This is a genomic window from Bradyrhizobium macuxiense (assembly GCF_001542415.1).
Taxonomy (GTDB): domain Bacteria; phylum Pseudomonadota; class Alphaproteobacteria; order Rhizobiales; family Xanthobacteraceae; genus Bradyrhizobium; species Bradyrhizobium macuxiense.
Genome location: NZ_LNCU01000041.1, coordinates 127312 through 143325, shown reverse-complemented (window position 1 = coordinate 143325; position 16014 = coordinate 127312). Strand labels below are relative to the sequence as shown.

Annotated in this window: 18 protein-coding genes and 3 pseudogenes; 5 read left to right on the top strand and 16 right to left on the bottom strand. The window is 64.2% G+C overall.

What is annotated here, in order from left to right:
• Positions 1–552: 552 nt before the first annotated feature.
• The gene (locus AS156_RS14600; RefSeq protein ID WP_136626224.1) at positions 553–1689 is read right to left on the bottom strand and encodes a hypothetical protein; all 1137 of its coding nucleotides are present in this window, start codon (positions 1687–1689) and stop codon (positions 553–555) included.
• A 491-nt stretch (positions 1690–2180) separates the two neighbouring features.
• Here AS156_RS14600 and AS156_RS14595 point away from each other — a divergent pair, with 491 nt between their 5' ends.
• Positions 2181–3293 carry a helix-turn-helix transcriptional regulator gene (locus tag AS156_RS14595; protein ID WP_066505171.1) on the top strand — a complete coding sequence of 371 codons (1113 nt, stop codon included), beginning with the start codon at positions 2181–2183 and terminating at the stop codon, positions 3291–3293.
• 28 nt (positions 3294–3321) lie between these two features.
• Here the strand turns inward: AS156_RS14595 and AS156_RS14590 are convergent, their stop codons facing one another.
• Together AS156_RS14590 and AS156_RS14585 are read right to left on the bottom strand one after the other, a co-directional pair.
• Positions 3322–4089: a dienelactone hydrolase family protein gene (locus AS156_RS14590; protein WP_066505168.1), complete on the bottom strand. Its 768-nt coding sequence runs from the start codon at positions 4087–4089 to the stop codon at positions 3322–3324.
• 48 nt (positions 4090–4137) lie between these two features.
• On the bottom strand, positions 4138–5403 hold the full coding sequence (locus tag AS156_RS14585) for a serine hydrolase domain-containing protein (protein WP_245312812.1): 1266 nt from the start codon (positions 5401–5403) through the stop codon (positions 4138–4140).
• Positions 5404–5586: 183 nt separating this feature from the next.
• Between AS156_RS14585 and AS156_RS14580 the strand changes: the two genes are divergently transcribed.
• From AS156_RS14580 to AS156_RS14570, 3 genes are read left to right on the top strand one after another with little or no spacing between them, the layout of a single operon-like run.
• The gene (locus AS156_RS14580; RefSeq protein WP_066505165.1) at positions 5587–5892 is read left to right on the top strand and encodes a hypothetical protein; all 306 of its coding nucleotides are present in this window, start codon (positions 5587–5589) and stop codon (positions 5890–5892) included.
• Between the two features lie 13 nt (positions 5893–5905).
• Positions 5906–6547 carry a glutathione S-transferase family protein gene (locus AS156_RS14575; protein WP_066505162.1) on the top strand — a complete coding sequence of 214 codons (642 nt, stop codon included), beginning with the start codon at positions 5906–5908 and terminating at the stop codon, positions 6545–6547.
• Positions 6548–6554: 7 nt separating this feature from the next.
• A complete protein-coding gene (locus AS156_RS14570; RefSeq protein WP_066505160.1) occupies positions 6555–7076 on the top strand; it encodes a DUF1697 domain-containing protein in 522 nt (173 codons plus the stop codon).
• 152 nt (positions 7077–7228) lie between these two features.
• Here the strand turns inward: AS156_RS14570 and AS156_RS14565 are convergent, their stop codons facing one another.
• From AS156_RS14565 to AS156_RS14510, 13 genes and pseudogenes are all read right to left on the bottom strand, one after another.
• Positions 7229–8458: a threonine ammonia-lyase gene (locus AS156_RS14565; protein ID WP_066505158.1), complete on the bottom strand. Its 1230-nt coding sequence runs from the start codon at positions 8456–8458 to the stop codon at positions 7229–7231.
• 167 nt (positions 8459–8625) lie between these two features.
• A complete protein-coding gene (locus AS156_RS42850; RefSeq protein WP_160331096.1) occupies positions 8626–8775 on the bottom strand; it encodes a hypothetical protein in 150 nt (49 codons plus the stop codon).
• A 100-nt stretch (positions 8776–8875) separates the two neighbouring features.
• Positions 8876–9022 (bottom strand): response regulator, encoded by a 147-nt coding sequence (locus AS156_RS14560; protein ID WP_066505156.1) that lies wholly within the window; start codon positions 9020–9022, stop codon positions 8876–8878.
• Positions 9023–9085: 63 nt separating this feature from the next.
• A complete protein-coding gene (locus AS156_RS14555) occupies positions 9086–9583 on the bottom strand; it encodes an aminoacyl-tRNA deacylase (RefSeq protein WP_245312811.1) in 498 nt (165 codons plus the stop codon).
• Between the two features lie 79 nt (positions 9584–9662).
• Positions 9663–10216 (bottom strand): annotated as a pseudogene (locus AS156_RS40660) (magnesium-protoporphyrin IX monomethyl ester cyclase); the annotation flags it as partial.
• Positions 10217–10333: 117 nt separating this feature from the next.
• The gene (locus AS156_RS14540; protein WP_066505140.1) at positions 10334–11074 is read right to left on the bottom strand and encodes a di-trans,poly-cis-decaprenylcistransferase; all 741 of its coding nucleotides are present in this window, start codon (positions 11072–11074) and stop codon (positions 10334–10336) included.
• Positions 11075–11104: 30 nt separating this feature from the next.
• Positions 11105–11485, bottom strand: coding sequence for a transcriptional regulator (locus tag AS156_RS14535; RefSeq protein ID WP_066505138.1), 381 nt, complete (start codon positions 11483–11485; stop codon positions 11105–11107).
• Complete coding sequence (locus AS156_RS14530) at positions 11472–12089, bottom strand: hypothetical protein (RefSeq protein ID WP_066505132.1); 618 nt, start codon at positions 12087–12089, stop codon at positions 11472–11474. The genes AS156_RS14535 and AS156_RS14530 overlap by 14 nt, the downstream gene beginning before the upstream one ends.
• Before the next feature lie 123 nt (positions 12090–12212).
• A pseudogene (locus AS156_RS14525) lies at positions 12213–12568 on the bottom strand (DUF1428 domain-containing protein).
• Between the two features lie 23 nt (positions 12569–12591).
• Complete coding sequence (locus AS156_RS14520) at positions 12592–13329, bottom strand: DUF899 domain-containing protein (protein ID WP_066505129.1); 738 nt, start codon at positions 13327–13329, stop codon at positions 12592–12594.
• 22 nt (positions 13330–13351) lie between these two features.
• A pseudogene (locus AS156_RS14515) lies at positions 13352–13714 on the bottom strand (SRPBCC family protein); the annotation flags it as partial.
• Positions 13699–14154 carry an ArsR/SmtB family transcription factor gene (locus AS156_RS40655; protein WP_082747510.1) on the bottom strand — a complete coding sequence of 152 codons (456 nt, stop codon included), beginning with the start codon at positions 14152–14154 and terminating at the stop codon, positions 13699–13701. The pseudogene AS156_RS14515 and the gene AS156_RS40655, both read right to left, overlap by 16 nt.
• 192 nt (positions 14155–14346) lie before the next feature.
• Positions 14347–15318, bottom strand: coding sequence for a Bug family tripartite tricarboxylate transporter substrate binding protein (locus AS156_RS14510; protein ID WP_066505119.1), 972 nt, complete (start codon positions 15316–15318; stop codon positions 14347–14349).
• A gap of 241 nt (positions 15319–15559) precedes the next feature.
• Between AS156_RS14510 and AS156_RS14505 the strand changes: the two genes are divergently transcribed.
• Positions 15560–15979: a VOC family protein gene (locus tag AS156_RS14505; RefSeq protein WP_066505117.1), complete on the top strand. Its 420-nt coding sequence runs from the start codon at positions 15560–15562 to the stop codon at positions 15977–15979.
• The last annotated feature ends 35 nt before the right edge of the window (positions 15980–16014 follow it).

Below are 16014 nucleotides of genomic sequence, written 5' to 3'. Positions count from 1 at the left end.
TGCCCGTGGAGCAGCCTTTCGGACGATCGCGTTCATGCAGGAATAGCAGTGTCTGTCGGACTACGCGGGCCGGAACGGCGCGCCGCGCGGACACCGACCGTAAACGCAATTGTACTCAAATGCTCGCGAGCTGCGGCTTCGGTTCGGCGCGGTACAGCCGCGCAAGCGATCGCGGCGCGTGCGCATCTCAGGGGCGACCGTCATCAGGGCGTCGCGACGGCCATACCGAGGTAGCGAGCCAGAGCGGTATCGAACAACGCGGCCGTGGCGTGTTCGAGCCCGTCGATCACAACATGCGGAAGACGGATGACGCCCGCGCGACCAATCCGCAAGACGCGCGAACCATTCTTCGCGGGCCTCCGGATTGTCGTACGCACTGTACCCGCGGATTGCGATCTTCCGCAGCAGGATTTGAGTGGAGTCAAGCATCCCCGGGGCACGAACTGATCGCGCTGATCGAATCCTGCCTGTCCAGACGGCGCGCTAGAGCAGGCGCGAGATCGCGAGTCTACCGATCTTCGCGACCGGTGTGCGGGAGGCGACTGCAGCGCCTCACAGGGCGATGCTGTTCTTCAGGCGAGACGTGACCTGATAGGCGGGCGACGCCAGCCGCTCCTGCAGCCATGGCCGTGCGCGCTTGCCATTGACCTCGTGCACGCCTTCGAAAATCGTCATGCCGATCAGGTCCGCATGGCCGGATGACGCGTACACGGATCGCATCTCCGCGAACTTCTCCTCCCGCCCGTACTCGACCGAGTTTGCGATATCGCGGTTGCCGAGCTCGATGAAGAGTGGGCAGGGAGAGATCAGGCTCGCCAGCTCCCGCCCGACATATCTGGCGCGACTGTTGTTGAAATGGATGTATGTCGCGAGCTCGATGCCAAGATTCTTGCTGAAGGTCGGCGACATCAGAAACTTCCGTTCGTCGCGCATGTATCCGGAGACGACGGTCGGCCTCATGCGTCCGGTTGCGGCCTCGAGATGAAGCGCGAGAAACGCGCCCCAGGACGCGCCGTACACGCCGACATTCAGATCGGACAGTCCGGTCAATCTCCTGCAGATGATCTCGCCGGCATCGATCGATGCGCACGACACGTTGTGCGCGGAGATGCGATGCGACGCCAGCATCGCGGCGATGTTGTTCTGGCTTTCCTGATTCCCGATCTGGACGATGTACGGGCACCAGACAATAAAGCCATCCTGGCACAGCTGCTTGCCGATGGCGTTCATGTAGTCGGGATCATCGTCGACGAAGCACCGCTCCGGTGTGCTGGCCATGCCGTGAGCGAGCAGCATCAGTCCCTTGACCCCTTCGTCGGGAATTCCGAGGCATCCCCTCACCGGTAGCCCGCATTCCAGATTGAACTCGACCTTCACGACGGAAAAGCCGTCCTGCTTCCGCCGCCAGAGGATCTGCATCGCCTCCCTGGCCGGACGGTAGAGGCGGCGCTGCAGGAACAGCGATCTCATCTCCCTTCGAATCTCGGGACCCGTTGCGCCAGCCCGCAACTTTCCACCGGCCGCGAGGTCGAAGAAGGATCGGCAGAACACGTCATAGCCAAGCGCCGGCAGGTCGACGTTGGCGCATGCTCCACGGCAATGGCCGAGCCCCAGTTCGTCGCTGCCGGCAATCGAGGCCGGCCCGACCAGGGTCATCAACAATCCGGACAGCGCCCTACGGCTGATCATCGGTCCTCTCGCGCCCGCTGGTTGTCTAGCTGGCGTGAGAACTTATCGGGAGGCAAATTAAACGATGTTCATCGTCGAAGATTCGCAAGCGACGTTGCAAACGTGCGACGTTTCCAGGTTCGCCTCCGCGAGATTCCCGCCGGATTTGTTTCTGCACGCTTCAGAACGTTTCGATCCGTCAATGACGTTCGATCCACGACATACTGGAGCTCGTCTGCGCGTAGCGCGTGGTCGCCAGCGTCTGCTGCGAATGCGACGCCCACGGGATGGCCTCTACTGCACGATCTTGGGCTTGGCGTCGGCGACCTTGTCGGTGGCCGGCATCGAAGCGGAAGTCGCGTACAAAGCCGGCATGACACGGCAATCCGCAGGCGGGCGCTGTCATGCCCCCGGACTCTCCCGGTCTCCCGCGCCAGGGCGAATCGCACTAACGAGATATTTCCGTGATCGGCGCGTATATCTGTCGGGCAACAACCCTTCCGGAACAAGCGATGAAGAACGACCTGAACGGGCATCTGATCGAGTTGATCTATGAGGCCGCGGTTGTGCCGGAGCTGTGGCCGCAAGTCCTGCATAAGGTCGGCGGCATCGCACGCGCCCGCGGCATCGTGCTGCTGACGGCCGACCCCCACGATGTGCGCTGGGTTGCGTCACCCGACATGCACGACGACACCGTCGCCTATGTCGAGGGCCGCTGGCACGAGCGGAATGGACGACTGCCGCGGCTGCTCGCGGCCAATCATGCCGGCTTTCTGCGAGACATCGACGTGTTCGATTCTCCCGAAGAAGTGCAGCAGGACCTGCAGATTCGTGAATTCTTCCGTCCGCGCGGGCTCGGCTGGGGCGCAGGCACCGCGATCCCCGTGCCGAGCGGCGACGTGCTGATTTACAGCGTCGAGCGCGACTACGACCGCGGACCGATCGAGCAGGAAGCGATCGAACAGCTCGACGCGCTGCGCCCCCATCTCGCGCGTGCGGCGCTGCTGTCGGCGCGGCTCGGCATGGAACGCGCCAGGGCCGCCACCGCGTCGCTGGCGATGCTCGGGCTGCCCGCGGCGGTGCTGCGGCACGGCGGTCGGCTGATGACGGCCAATGCGTTGTTCGACCGCCTGGTGCCCGATGTGATGCAGGATCGCGCCGACCGCCTCGCGCTGGCATCGACGGCTGCCGACGCGCTGTTCGCGCAGGCGCTGGCAGCGCTCAATCACGGGCTCATCAGCATCGAGGTGCGCTCGGTGCCGATCGCGGCGCAGAACGATCGCCCGCCAATGATCGTGCATCTGGTGCCGATTCACGGCGCGGCGCACGACCTGTTCGACCGCGCATCGGCGATCGTGATGGTGACCCCGGTGGTGCCTTCGGAGGTGCCGACGGCGGAGGTGCTGCAGGGCTTGTTCGACCTGACGCCGGCGGAAGCTCGCGTCGCGCGCGGCATTAGCGAGGGACGCACCGTCGATGCGATTGCCACAGCGTTCGGCATCTCCCGCGAAACGGTGCGCAACCAGCTCAAGGCGGTGCTGGCGAAGACCGGGCTGAGACGGCAGGTGGAACTGGCCGGGCTGCTTGCCGGCGCAAAGGTGCCGCCGGGGTCGACCGCAGAGTGAGAGCCGGGACACGGCCGACCGGTGCCGCTCAGGTCGGGTTCAGGCGAGCCTGAAGAAAGCGGGACACGCGGCCGACGGCATCGGACGTCGTCGGATCGTTGTCCGCGAAGTCGAAGCCGTGGCCCTTCCCCGGATATGTGACGATCTCCGCCGGCGCGCCGACCGACTTTCCCAACCTGACCAGCGCCTCGCCCGCCGCGAGCGGCACGTTGCGGTCAGCCTTGCCGTGCAGTTCGAGCATCGGCGGCAGATGCTTCACCTGTGGCGCAATCTTCTCCGGCATACCGGCGTACAGCACGGCCAGCGCATTTACCCGCTCGTCGCGCGCCGCCGTTACGGCGGCAACATAGCCACCCAGCGAGAAGCCGAGCAGGCCGACCCGGCCGGAACTGTCCGTGCGCGACAAGATGGTGGCGACCACGGACGAGACGCGTGCGGCCCAGGCATCGAAACGCGCGGTCTCATAGGCCTCGCGGCTCTCGCGCGAGTGCATCGTCTCGATCGCATGCTCGTCGGCCGGTGTGTAGTAACGAACGAAATAAGTATCGATGCCATCGGCGGTGAGCGCGTCAGCGTAGCGTTCATAGGCGCGCAACCTGAGACCGAAGCCGCGCGAGCCGTGCAGAACAAGCACGGCAGGACGCTTGCCGCTGCCGGCGGAGATATAGCGGCTCACCGCGACGGGCTCATCGCGCGCATCGATGCTCAGCTTCTCGGCGGTCGCCGCCAGAAGCGGACGGGACGCCGCGACGAGAGCGAGGCCCGCAAGCAGGCTTCGTCGGCTGAATGTTCGCATCGCCCCCTCAATTGGACTGCGCGGTCTGCGGCTGCGTCGACGGCTATATCACGTCGCAACGCGCGCATGGTAGAGCGCGCGTTCGAAGGCCCGATAGGTTGCCAGCGCACGTGCATCCGCAAAGGGCAGGATCTGCATCATGATCACGCCGGCAAGGCCCGACGCCGGGTCGATCCAGTAATAAGTGTTGTAGAGGCCGGCCCAGGTAAGGCTGCCGGCCTTGCGCCCGCCGTCGACCGGATCGAGGTTGATCATGTGGCCGAGGCCCCAGCGCAACCGGACGCCGGGAAAGAAGTCGACATCGTTCGAGATCGCCGGATTGGTCGTCTTCATCACACCGGCGTCGAGATCGCCGATCTGGTTGGCCGCCATCAGCGCCACCGTCTGCGGCCGCAGGATCGATTTTCCCCCGAAGCTGCCGCCGTTCAGGAGCGTCTGCAGCAGAGTGAGGTAATCAGGCGCGGTGGAATAGATGCCGCCGCCACCCGAGAATATCCTGGGCACCGTGTGCCTTTCCAGCGGCTGAGCGGCCAGCGAGCCATCGCTCTGGCGGACATGCAGATGCGCCTCGCGGGCGCGCTGCTGCTCGGAGAGCGTGAAGCCGGTATCGTTCATGCTGAGCGGACGCAGGATGTGATCCCTGAAATAGCGGTCGAGCGTCACCCCGCTTGCGATCTCCACCAGCCGGCCGACATGGTCGAGGCTAGCCCCATAGGCCCAGCGGCTACCGGGATCGAACATCAGCACATTGCGCGGCAGCGCCGGATCGGATCGCGCAGCGCGTAAGTAGTGCACGACGTCGGCGTCCCACAACGGATAGCTGAAGCCCGACGTATGCGAGAGCAGGTTGCGCAGCGTGATCGGCCGCCGTGCGGGGCGCAGTTGCGGGATGCCCTTGGCATCGAAGCCGATGAGAACCTGCAGCGAAGCGAGCTTCGGATCGATATGGCTTGCGGGCTCGTCCAGCTTCAGCCTGCCCTGCTCGACGAGCTGGAGCGCTGCAACCGAGGTCAGGAGCTTGACCATCGAGGCGATGCGAAACACGGTATCGACCGACATTTTCGCCGGCGCATCCTGGGCGCGGAGGCCGAATGCCCCCTCATAGATCGTGGCCTGGGCGCCGGCGGCCATCGCGACGATACCGGGTACTTCTCCGCTGTTGACCCTGGCCTGCAGCGCCGCGTCGATGTCTCTGATATCCCGCAGGGCGCGGAACGGTGCCGACCTCGCGAGGGGCACATTTGCCATCGTGCCCACGGCGGCCATCGCCGCCGCATGCATCACCACGTCGCGCCGACTGAACCGCGCAATCATCCGCGGGCGCTCTCCTCAGGGCTGGCCAGTTATGCCGGAGCCGCCGGGCGGAGACAATCTTTGCGGCCGTTGGACGGCCGCAAAGGAGCGCATGTTCAAACCGCGCCGGGTGCGCTAGTGATAGCGCCCTTCCCAGACCCGTGCGCCCCTCCCGGCGCACATCCAGTTTATGAGTGCACCTGAATGGCTGAAGCCGACCTCGACGCCGTCATCCGGCAAACCGCAAGAGCGCAGACCAAGGCCCTGATGGCGGCCGCGAAGAAACGCCAGGCCGTGTGGACGGCCCGAGCCGCCAAGGCCAGGGACAAGGACGCCAAGGCGCGGTTCCGCTTCATGGCGAAGAGCACCATGCTGAACGCGACCGCGACCGCCAAACGGTTGCAGAACTCGGCAGAGAACGCCGCTGACGCCTATGCCCGCGCCATCAAGAAGGCGCTGGAGGAGCCGCCGCCGGCGAAGAAGCCCGCGAAGAAGACAGAGGACGCTTGAGAAGGGCACGGACATGCTGACCGTCCATCACCTCGGCAGGTCACAATCGGAGCGGATTGTCTGGCTCTGCGAGGAGCTCGGGATCCCGTATGAGCTGAAATGCTACACGCGCGATCCCGTCACAATGCTCGCGCCGGCCGACTACAAAGCGCTGCATCCGACCGGCACCGCACCCGTCATCACCGACGGCGAACTGGTGCTGGCCGAATCAGGTGCGGTCGTCGAATACATCATTGCCAGATACGGCGACGGACGGCTGGCGCTGAAGTCCGATCATCCCGACTTCGCGCAATTCCTGTACTGGTTCCACTTCGCCAACGGTACGCTGCAGGCCCAGATGGGCCGCAACATGATCCTCGATCGGCTCAACCTCGCCGCCGACAATCCGATGCTGGTCGCGACCAAGGCGCGGGTGGATCGCTCCTTCGACATGGTCGACGCGCGCGTGCGCGACGCGACATATCTCGCCGGTGACGAGTTCACCTCGGCCGACATCATGATCGGCTTCTCGCTGACGACCATGCGCTATTTCCTGCCCTATGATCTCGGCCGCTGCCCTAACATCAGGAACTACGTCGGCCTCGTTGCCGCGCGCCCGGCCTACCGGCGCGCGATGGAGAAGGGCGATCCTGGCATGGCCCTGCTGCTGACGTGAGACCCTGATGCCCCGTTACGTCGCCCTGTTGCGCGCGGTCAATGTCGGCGGCACCGGCAAGCTGCCGATGACCGAGTTGAAGGCGATGTGCGTCGAGGAAGGGTTCGGCGACGTGCAAACCTACATTGCGAGCGGCAATGTGGTGTTCTCATCGAAGCTCGGCGCGGCCAAGGTCAAGGCGGCGCTGGAGAAGCGGCTGCATGCCTATGCCGGCAAGCCGGTCGGCGTCGTGGTCCGCAGCGCCGGCGAGATCGCCGCGGTGCTGAAGGCCAACCCGTTCCCGAAGGCGCCACCGAATTACACAGTCGCGATCTTCCTCGACGATCCGCCGGCGAAGGATGCCTTGAAGGACATCAAGGGCCAGCAGGACGAGCAGGTGCGGATCGGCAAGCGCGAGATCTATGTCGCCTATGGCGGCGGCATGGGCCGCTCGAAGCTGAAGATCCCCGCAGCCGCCAACGGCACCGCGCGCAACATCAACACGATCGCCAAGCTCGCCAAGATGGCGGCTGAAGATGCGTCGACGTGAGGCCATGAACCCGTCATCCTGAGGAGCTTGCGCAGCAGGCGTCTCGAAGGATCGACGGCCACCAGCCGGGCCGCGCATGCTTCGAGACGCGCGTTCCGCGCTCCTCAGCATGACGGAAGGGCCAGCGCAATGCGCGCGGACGCCCCGTGGCTTCAAGTCTCCCGCACAACGAATCCGGCAGCGCCGAGTCTCGCCAGCACGTCTTCCAGGTGCGCGCGATCCCGAGTCTCGATCACGAGCTCCAGCAGCGTTGCCTTCGCCGGCAGATCGGAGAAGGTGCGCTGATGCGAGACCTCGATGATATTTGCGCCGGCCTCCGCGAGCAGGATCGACACCGCTGCGAGTTGCCCGGGCCGGTCGACGATATCGAGCGCAAGCTGCGTCAACCGGCCCTCGCGCGCGAGCTCGCGAGTCAAGACCGAGGCGATCAGGCGCGTATCGATATTGCCGCCGGTCAGCACGAGGCCGACATTGCGGCCGACAAAGCGTTCCGGCGCCGCGAGCACGGCGGCAAGCCCGGCCGCACCGGCGCCTTCGACGACCGTCTTCTCGATAGAGATCAGCATTGCGACCGCGCGCTCGATCTGGTCCTCGCTGACCAGCACGACATCGTCGACGAGCTCGCGAACGATCTTCGTGGTGATCTGCCCCGGTGCCTTGACCGCGATGCCCTCGGCAAGCGTATCGCCACGCATCGGCAGCTGCTCGCCGCGGACCGCGTTGTACATCGACGGATAGAGCTGCGCCTGCACGCCGATCACCTGAATGGATGGCTTCAGCGCCTTCGCCGCGGTCGCGATGCCCGAGATCAGCCCGCCGCCGCCGATCGGTATCACCAGGATGTCGAGCTCCGGCACCGCCTCGAGCATCTCAAGCCCGATCGTGCCCTGGCCGGCAATGATCAGGGGATCGTCATAGGGATGAACCAAAATCAAGCCGTGCTCCGCGGCATGCGACCTGACGAATGTGAAACACTCCTCCAGGGTCTGCCCGGTGATGATGACCTCGGCGCCGTGACGCCTGGTGTTCTCGATCTTCACCATCGGCGTGCCGATCGGCATCACGATGGTGGCGGGAATGCCGAGCCGCTTGGCATGGTATGCCACGCCCTGGGCATGATTGCCGGCCGACATTGCGATCACGCCGCGCTTGCGCTCCTCGGGCGACAGCGCCTGCAGACGGTTCAGCGCGCCGCGCTCCTTGAAGGTCGCGGTGAACTGCAGGTTCTCGAATTTGAGGAACAGGCGGCAGCCGCAGATCTCGCCCAGCGTGCGGCTTTCATTGCACACGGTGACCATGACCGAGTCGCGGATCACGGAAGCGGCACGGCGTACGTCCGCGAGCGTCACGGCGGTTTGGGCACTCTCGGGATATCGCGGCATCGGTTGGCTTCGCTTCGAACGTTTCGGAAAGCGAAGCCTAGAGCATTTTAGGTTCCGATAGAATCAGAACCGAAGCTCTGGATTCCTGTTTTGACGCGTTTTCTTCACGCGAACCGACGTCCACCTCGCTCGAAAACGCTCCAGCGGATTTCAGAACCAAAACCGCGCTATCGCGCGGTTAACACTTCTTCCGCCCGCTCGACCGGCCGGGCCAGCTCGACCTCATCGCATTTGAGGCATACCAGCGCGGTGCGGAAATGCTTGTCGAGCACAATCGTTCGCGTCCTGCCGCACTGGCAGCGCATCGGCTTGTCCATGAGAGATCGGCCCAGGTTCGAGATGCAAGGGAAGCGTGCGCTTAGCTAGCCCGATGCGGTTAAGCTAATATGACTTGCGGCTGAAAAAAGCGTCGTCGGCCTAAAAGAAGCCCGGGCTGAGGTCGAGGCCATAGGTTGCCCTGAGGACCGCAACGAACAGCACGGCCAGCGCGAATAACAGCAGATTCCGGATAATGGTGATTTGCAACGAATTCGCAGAAAACGCACGGACGATCGACTGAGCCAAAGCAGTCATTCACGACCTCCAAAGCCATACCTCGGAGGTAGGTCGCGCGTCATGCGTCGAGGTTCAATGCTTGTCGAATATCGGCCGGCGTCGGCCGGCTGCCGCGCGTTCGGGATCACGTTGCACGCGCCCGCGATTTCTGAAGCGATGACCGACGACGATTAGCGCGCCCGGTGCACGGGTCATGGCCTCGGCCACCGGCGGCGGCGCCGGCGCAAGATTGTCCTGTGTCACAGCTTCCAATCCGCGCAGGAACTCGCGGCCGGCGGATGTGATCTGCCACCCTTCGGCGTCACGCAACACGTAACCGCTGCCAAAGATATTGATATCAGGGACCCGCGCCGCCAGACGCTTGATCCGCATCTGCCAATCGGCACCACTCGTTGAGAGAATTGCGAGATCGTGCTTGAGGGAATTGAGCGTAGCTCGACCGCTGCCGTGACTCGCCAAAACCTTTAGAATCGCAACTTGTATGCTCACTCCAACGCCTCGACCGCCACGGTTCTTTTTGTTCTGCGCAGCCGATCTGGAAATTATCGTGCGGATGACTCGACGGTCCACCCGCTGGCGGTCGTTATCCAGAACTCAGCACGACGGTATGAACTTACGCTGCGCGCGAGGCGCCGGCGCCAGCTCCTTCGAAGCGCACGGGATCGCGATGCCGCCATCGCGTCCAGAAGCCGCGCTGGCCGCAATAGTTGCAGAGATGCGGACAGCCGCGCGAGAACTGCACGACGACCGCGCGCAAGCCGCCCCAATAGCTGTAGCGCGCGTGATCGATCAGTTCCCAGCCCACGCGATAGGCATCGAGGTCGCGGATCACGGGCGCGGGCTGTGTGGCACGTGGCCCGTGCCTATCGTGGAACGCGATGCCAGCGACGGCCCCCAGATCGCCGTGATGTTCGAGCGCACGCATCAGCCGTCGCGCCGTCTCCTCGCCTTCACTGCGCACGATGGCGGCGACATAGGGCTCCTCGTGGAATGGCCGAACAACACCGCGTCCGGCGCGAAGGCCGTGGCTTCTTCGATCGCCTGCACCGGCTGCGGCCCGAATTCGGCGTCGACAAGACGAACGTCATGCCCGTCGTCGATCAACGGCCCGCCGATCGACAGCAGGCCGAGCGGCGGCAAATGGTCATCAGGAATCCGGCTGCCGATCGAGGGATGCGGCACGTTGACAAGAGGAACGCGCATGGATGATCGCTCCCGCTGTGGTTGGCGTGACCGGTCGTCCCCGCATCTTTGTCAGAGAGAGCTCCCCCCCGGTCGGGCTTTTGAAGGAGCTGTCGCAGAACGCGCTCGCTCCTCGCGCTAGAGGTTCGGCACCACCTCCGGTGCGATCGCCGTCAACCCGCCGAAGCGGCGCTCACGGCGATGGAAAGAGGCGAGCGCATCGGCGAGATCCTCGGCCTCGAATTCGGGCCACATCCGTTCGGTGAAGTGCAACTCGGCATAGGCGCCCTCCCAGAGCAGGAAGTCCGACAGCCGCTTCTCGCCCGAGGTGCGGATGATCAGATCGACGTCGCGCAGGCCGGCCTCGCCGGTGATGAGATCGGCGAAGGTCTCGCGGCTGAGCTCGCCGACAGCGCCGGCACGTACGGCCGCGTTCAGGATCGCGTCGCGCGCCGAATAATCGATCGCGATGCGCAGATGCAGCGTCGTGCCGCCGGCGGTCGCAGCCTCCGCACGCGCGATGGCGCTGGCGATGCCGTCGGGCAGCCGGTCACGCCTGCCGATCACGGTGAGGCGGACGCCGTTGCGCACGAGCGCGGCGACCTCGTTCGCGAGATAAAGGCGCAGCAGCGCCATCAGCGCGGCGACTTCTGTCCTTGGACGCCGCCAGTTGTCGCTCGAGAAAGCGTAGAGCGTCAGCGTTCCCACGCCCTGGTCCGGCGCAGCCTCGACCACGCGGCGGATGGCTTCCACCCCCGCCTCGTGCCCGCGCAACCGCGATAGCCCGCGCCGAGTCGCCCAGCGGCCGTTGCCGTCCATGATGATGCCGACATGCAGCCGGGCGGCAGCTTCCGGCTTGAGCGCGACGTTGCTTTGCATCACAAAGTCTCCAGGCAAAAATGGGGATGATCAGACCGGCTGGATACCGAGCCGGCGCGACGCGCCTTCGTCGGGACCCGCGGCCTTCGCGGCATCGCGCACCAGCTGTTCGAGCACGACTAGATAGTCGAGGAAGCGGCGGCGACCGGTCTTGGTGAGACGGCAGGTGGTATGCGGGCGGTTGCCCTCATAGCCCTTGATGACGTCGACCAGGCCCGCCTCCTGCAGCACCTGCAGATGCCGGCTGAGATTGCCGTCGGTCAGGCGGCAGAGCTGCTTGAGGTCGGCGAAGGCGAGCCCTTTCGGGTGCGCCATCAGCGAGGTCAGCAGGCCGAGCCGCGCTTTCTCGTGAATAACGCGGTCAAGGCCGTCATAGGCGAATGGCGCGCTGGTCGCGTCAATCTTCGACATCGATCTCTCCGGAGGCGAAATAAAGCAGCGTGGCAAGCACGAGCTGGCCGATCACAAAGGGCAGCCCCATGGTCCAGGGCGACAGCGCGTGGCTCTGGCTTGCGATCAACAGCACCGTGAAGCCCGACAGAAAATACCAGGCGCCGCCAAGCGCAATCGTGCGCGGCAGCGAGCGAACTGAAGCAAACACGCCGAGACTGACCAGGACCTGCCACAGGCCGGGCAGCATCCACAGCGTCTCGGGCGCGAATTTCCATTGCAGGATCGCAAGCAGCACGCCGGCGATGGCCGCGGGAAGGAACTGCTCGATCGCCTGCTGGATCATCGCATCGGCAAGGCCGGAGTGATGCCGCCGCGAGCGCGCCTGCATCTCGATCCAGATCAGCACGGCGGACACCAGGGCCGCGACGGCCCAGCCGGCGAGGAACGCAATCGGATGGCCCGTGGGATCGTCGAGCCAGAGGTGTTGGGCGAGTGCGGTGATGAGCGCAATGCCGCTGGTGGCGGCGACAGTCGCAGGACCATAGCCACGGAATGCAGTTCCCGCCGCAATCTGGCTGCGAATCGCGAGAATATCGGCCAAGGCCTTGTCGAGGTCGCGCATCGGTTCACCCGAACTTTGTACCGCAAAGTATACGGGATTACCAAGCAAAGGCAAGCCGGATCACAACGGCGGACCCATCAACATGTTTAACGGTCAGTTACTGCAAGAATGAGGCGAACCGCCTCACACTTTCACCAAGCTCGCAAAGCCGCCATAGATCATCCGCTTGGGATCGAACGGCGCGGTCTTCGCGTCCATCATCGCCAGACGAGGATCCGCCATCACCTTGGCGTTGATCCTGTCGCGCTGTGCGCGAGACTTATAGGTGATCCAGGCGAACACGACGGTTTCGCGGCCTTCAGCTTCACGCTCTGCGGAAACGACGTCAGCTTGCCCGGCTTGACGTCGTCCGCGACCCATTCCTGATAATCGAGCGCACCATGTTCGCGCCAGACCTTGCCGGCCTTCTTCGACAGTTGCGCATAGGCCTTGAGCTTCTTCTTCGGCACGGCGACGATGAATCCATCGACGTAAGGCATGGGCGATTCCCGTTGCTACACCGTCAACTATGACAGCAGGATGCCTGAACCTGTGACGGTTGGTACTGGTCACGTAGCCGCACCCAATCCATCGGATAGGGCAGCCCTTCCTCATGACGCCCGAGCGGCGTCAGATCGAGATAGTGATAGGCGGCATTCATCATGTCGAGGCCGCGCGCGAAGGTGGAATAGGTGTGGAACACACTGCCGGTCTCGTCGCGATAGAACACACTGATTCCCGGCAATTCGTCGCCATAGGGCGGCGTTGTTCCGAAGTTGTAGCGCGCTTCGCCCTTTTCCATCTGCTCGCGGGTAAACGACACGCCGTAATCGTAGTTGAAGTCATTACTCCCCGACGAAACCCAGTCGAAGGTCCAGCCCATCCGCGCCTTGAAGGCCTCGAGCTTGGCCAGCGGCGCACGCGAGATCGCGACCATCGTGGTGTCGCGCGCCGCCAGGTGCGGCACCATGCGCTCGTAGCCATCGGCCCAGAACGAGCAACTCTTGCAGGCTGCGTCCCATTCGGGCGCGAACATCACATGCTGCACCACGAGCTGCGGCCTGCCTCTGAAGAGATCGCCGAGCGTGAGCTTGCCGTTCGGCCCGTCGAACACATAGTCCTTGTCGACCTTGACCCAGGGCAGTTCGCGCCGCGCCCGGCTGAGCGCTTCGCGCGCCTGCGTGAGCTCCTTCTCGCGGGCCATGAGGGCCTTGCGCGCCGCAGTCCATTCTTCGCGGGAGACGATCTTGTGCGCTTGCATCGGATGCTCCTTGTGTTGGCTTTCAGGTAGCGACGAAATTTTCCAGATTGCCGAGGAATTCGGTCCAGCCGCGCTGGTGATTGTCGCGAGCGGCCTCATCGACGAACTGCGCGTGATTGAAGGTGAGCAGCGTGCCGCCGGCGTCGGGTTTGATCGAGATCGTCACGACGGACTCGCGTTCCGGCGTCGAATGCCACGCCCAGCTGAACACCAGCCTTTCGTTCGGCACCACCTCGCGATAGACACCGCCGACCTCGTGATACTCACCGTTCGACCCGGTGAAGCTGATGCGGTAGCGCCCGCCGACCCGAACATCGAGATCCGCGCGTGTGGTGCCGGGCTTGACCTGCCCCGGCCCGAACCACCGCGCTAGGTTTTCCGGCTCGGTCCACGCGGCGTAGACCTTTTCCGGCCGCGCGCGGAGCCGCCGCGCGAGGGTGAGGCTTGGGCGCGCGGCGAGGCCGGCGTCGGCGGCGACTGCGGATTTGTCGGCCATGGGTTATCCTCCACGAAGGCGGCAAGACGGTCGAGGTTGTCGGACCAGAACTGCGCGTAGCGATTGAGCCAATTCATCGCCTGCTCCATCGGCCGGGCGGTGAGCCGGCACGCCACCGTGCGGCCGGTCTTTTCGCGTGCGACCAGGCCGGCATCCGAGAGCACGTCGAGATGCTTCATGATCGCCGGCAGCGACATCGCAAACGGCTGGGCCAGTTCGCTCACCGACAGACTGTCACGTTCACCGAGCCGCGCCAGCAGAGCCCGGCGGGTGGGATCGGACAGCGCGGCGAACGTGCGGTCCAGCGTCTCGTCCTGATACTTAACCATAAGGTTTAGTATAGCCGCAAACGGCGCCACGTCAAGCACCGCGCTTCACGATGGCGTTAATGCCGGCACGCCGCCGATACGAATGTCAGGAATGTTCACCGAGCGCCTTGTGGCCGGGGCTGCCTCTGGCAACAAACCCCGGCGGCAACGGCGCGACACGTCAATCGCGCCGCCGCTCGGTTGAGAAAGAGCCTATTCGACCTTGAGGCCGGCGAACTGAACCACCTTCTGCCACTTGTCGGTCTCGGCCTTGATGTCGTTGCCAAAAGCTTCCGGCGTCTGGATCAGGGGATCGCCGCCGAGCTCGACCAGGCGCTTCTTCATCTCGGGTTCGGCCAGAACGGCATTGATCTCGGCATTGAGCTTGGCGATGTATTCCTTCGGCATGTTCTTCGGCGCCCCCATGCCGAACAGCGCACTCGCCTCATAGCCCTTCACGGTCTCGGCGATCGCCTGCACGTCGGGCAGTTGCGAGGAACGCTCCGCCGTCGTCACGCCGAGCGCGCGCAGCGCGCCCGAGCGGATGTGCTGGATGATCGACGGCATATTATCGAAGATCACCTGCACCTGGCCGCCGAGCATGTCGGTGATGGCGGGCGCAGCACCACGGTAGGGCACGTGCTGCATTTTGCAGCCGGTCATCGACATGAACATCTCGCCGGAGAGATGCACCGAGGTGCCGTTGCCGGAGGACGCCATGTTGACCTTGCCGGGATTGGCCTTCACGTATTCGATGAACTCCGCAACGTTCTTGGCGGGCACATCCTTGTTGACCGTCATCACGTTCGGCACACGATTGAAGGAGGCGATCGGCGCGACGTCGCGCACGAAATTGAACTTCAGGTTCGCATAGAGCGAGGCGTTGATGTAGTTCGCCGGATTGACCAGCAGCACGGTATAGCCGTCCGGCTCGGCATTGACGGCGGCCTCCGTGCCAATATTGTTGCCCGCACCCGGCTTATTCTCGATCACGAATTGCTGCCCGAACTTCTCCGACAGCCGCTGTCCGATCAGGCGTGCGATGATGTCGGTGGCGCCGCCCGGCGGATAGCCGACGATCCACCGCACCGGCCGCGCCGGATAATCGGCGGCAGTTGCGCGGCCGATCGCAAATGTCGAAATCCCCGATCCGATCAGGCCCAGCGCAGTGCGGCGTGAAATCATGAAGTTGCCTCCCGATGCGGCAGGGTTTGGCTCCCTGCCCGTTTCTGTTGAATTACTCGCGCGGCGATTCTAACAAACAAAGCCGGAAGCGACCAGTGCGACACTCCGACCGCGACGAAAGGCTAAGCTTCAGCTCTGACGGCATCAGAACCGACGCTCTGAATTCTTGTTTTGACGCGTTTTCTTCAGGCGAACCGGCGTCCACTTCGCTCGAAAACGCTCTGGACCGAAGGGATCAATCATGTCCGTCAAGGTGAATGCGCTCGACCACATCGTGATCAATGTCGCCGATGTCGCGCGCTCGGTTGTCTGGTACAGCAAGATCCTCGGCATGGAGGCGAAGGTGTTCGATCCCGGCCAGGGCAAGACACCGCGGACCTCGCTGGTGTTCGGCAACCAGAAGATCAACGTGCGGCCGCAAGACGCCGACAAGGTCGATTGGTTCACCGCCGATCACGAGACCGCCGGCAGCGACGATCTGTGCTTCCTTACCGCGAGCACGCCCGAGGAGGTGGTCGCGCATCTCAAGGCCAATGGCGTTGCGATCGAGGAAGGTCCGGTGGCCAAGCAGGGCGCACGCGGCACGCTGCACTCGGTCTACTGCCGAGATCCCGACGGCAGCCTGATCGAGATTTCGTCGTATGAGGGAAACGCGGGCTGACCTCTCCACGTCATTGCGAGGAGCGTAGCGACGAA

What these genes read in the sequence shown, in the direction of transcription:
- AS156_RS14600 (WP_136626224.1), bottom strand. Translation starts at nt 1,689, where the DNA reads ATGATCAGCCGTAGGGCGCTGTCCGGATTGTTGATGACCCTGGTCGGG.
- AS156_RS14595 (WP_066505171.1), top strand. Translation starts at nt 2,181, where the DNA reads ATGAAGAACGACCTGAACGGGCATCTGATCGAGTTGATCTATGAGGCC.
- AS156_RS14590 (WP_066505168.1), bottom strand. Translation starts at nt 4,089, where the DNA reads ATGCGAACATTCAGCCGACGAAGCCTGCTTGCGGGCCTCGCTCTCGTC.
- AS156_RS14585 (WP_245312812.1), bottom strand. Translation starts at nt 5,403, where the DNA reads ATGATTGCGCGGTTCAGTCGGCGCGACGTGGTGATGCATGCGGCGGCG.
- AS156_RS14580 (WP_066505165.1), top strand. Translation starts at nt 5,587, where the DNA reads ATGGCTGAAGCCGACCTCGACGCCGTCATCCGGCAAACCGCAAGAGCG.
- AS156_RS14575 (WP_066505162.1), top strand. Translation starts at nt 5,906, where the DNA reads ATGCTGACCGTCCATCACCTCGGCAGGTCACAATCGGAGCGGATTGTC.
- AS156_RS14570 (WP_066505160.1), top strand. Translation starts at nt 6,555, where the DNA reads ATGCCCCGTTACGTCGCCCTGTTGCGCGCGGTCAATGTCGGCGGCACC.
- AS156_RS14565 (WP_066505158.1), bottom strand. Translation starts at nt 8,458, where the DNA reads ATGCCGCGATATCCCGAGAGTGCCCAAACCGCCGTGACGCTCGCGGAC.
- AS156_RS42850 (WP_160331096.1), bottom strand. Translation starts at nt 8,775, where the DNA reads ATGGACAAGCCGATGCGCTGCCAGTGCGGCAGGACGCGAACGATTGTG.
- AS156_RS14540 (WP_066505140.1), bottom strand. Translation starts at nt 11,074, where the DNA reads ATGCAAAGCAACGTCGCGCTCAAGCCGGAAGCTGCCGCCCGGCTGCAT.
- AS156_RS14535 (WP_066505138.1), bottom strand. Translation starts at nt 11,485, where the DNA reads ATGTCGAAGATTGACGCGACCAGCGCGCCATTCGCCTATGACGGCCTT.
- AS156_RS14530 (WP_066505132.1), bottom strand. Translation starts at nt 12,089, where the DNA reads ATGCGCGACCTCGACAAGGCCTTGGCCGATATTCTCGCGATTCGCAGC.
- AS156_RS14520 (WP_066505129.1), bottom strand. Translation starts at nt 13,329, where the DNA reads ATGCAAGCGCACAAGATCGTCTCCCGCGAAGAATGGACTGCGGCGCGC.
- AS156_RS40655 (WP_082747510.1), bottom strand. Translation starts at nt 14,154, where the DNA reads ATGGTTAAGTATCAGGACGAGACGCTGGACCGCACGTTCGCCGCGCTG.
- AS156_RS14510 (WP_066505119.1), bottom strand. Translation starts at nt 15,318, where the DNA reads ATGATTTCACGCCGCACTGCGCTGGGCCTGATCGGATCGGGGATTTCG.
- AS156_RS14505 (WP_066505117.1), top strand. Translation starts at nt 15,560, where the DNA reads ATGTCCGTCAAGGTGAATGCGCTCGACCACATCGTGATCAATGTCGCC.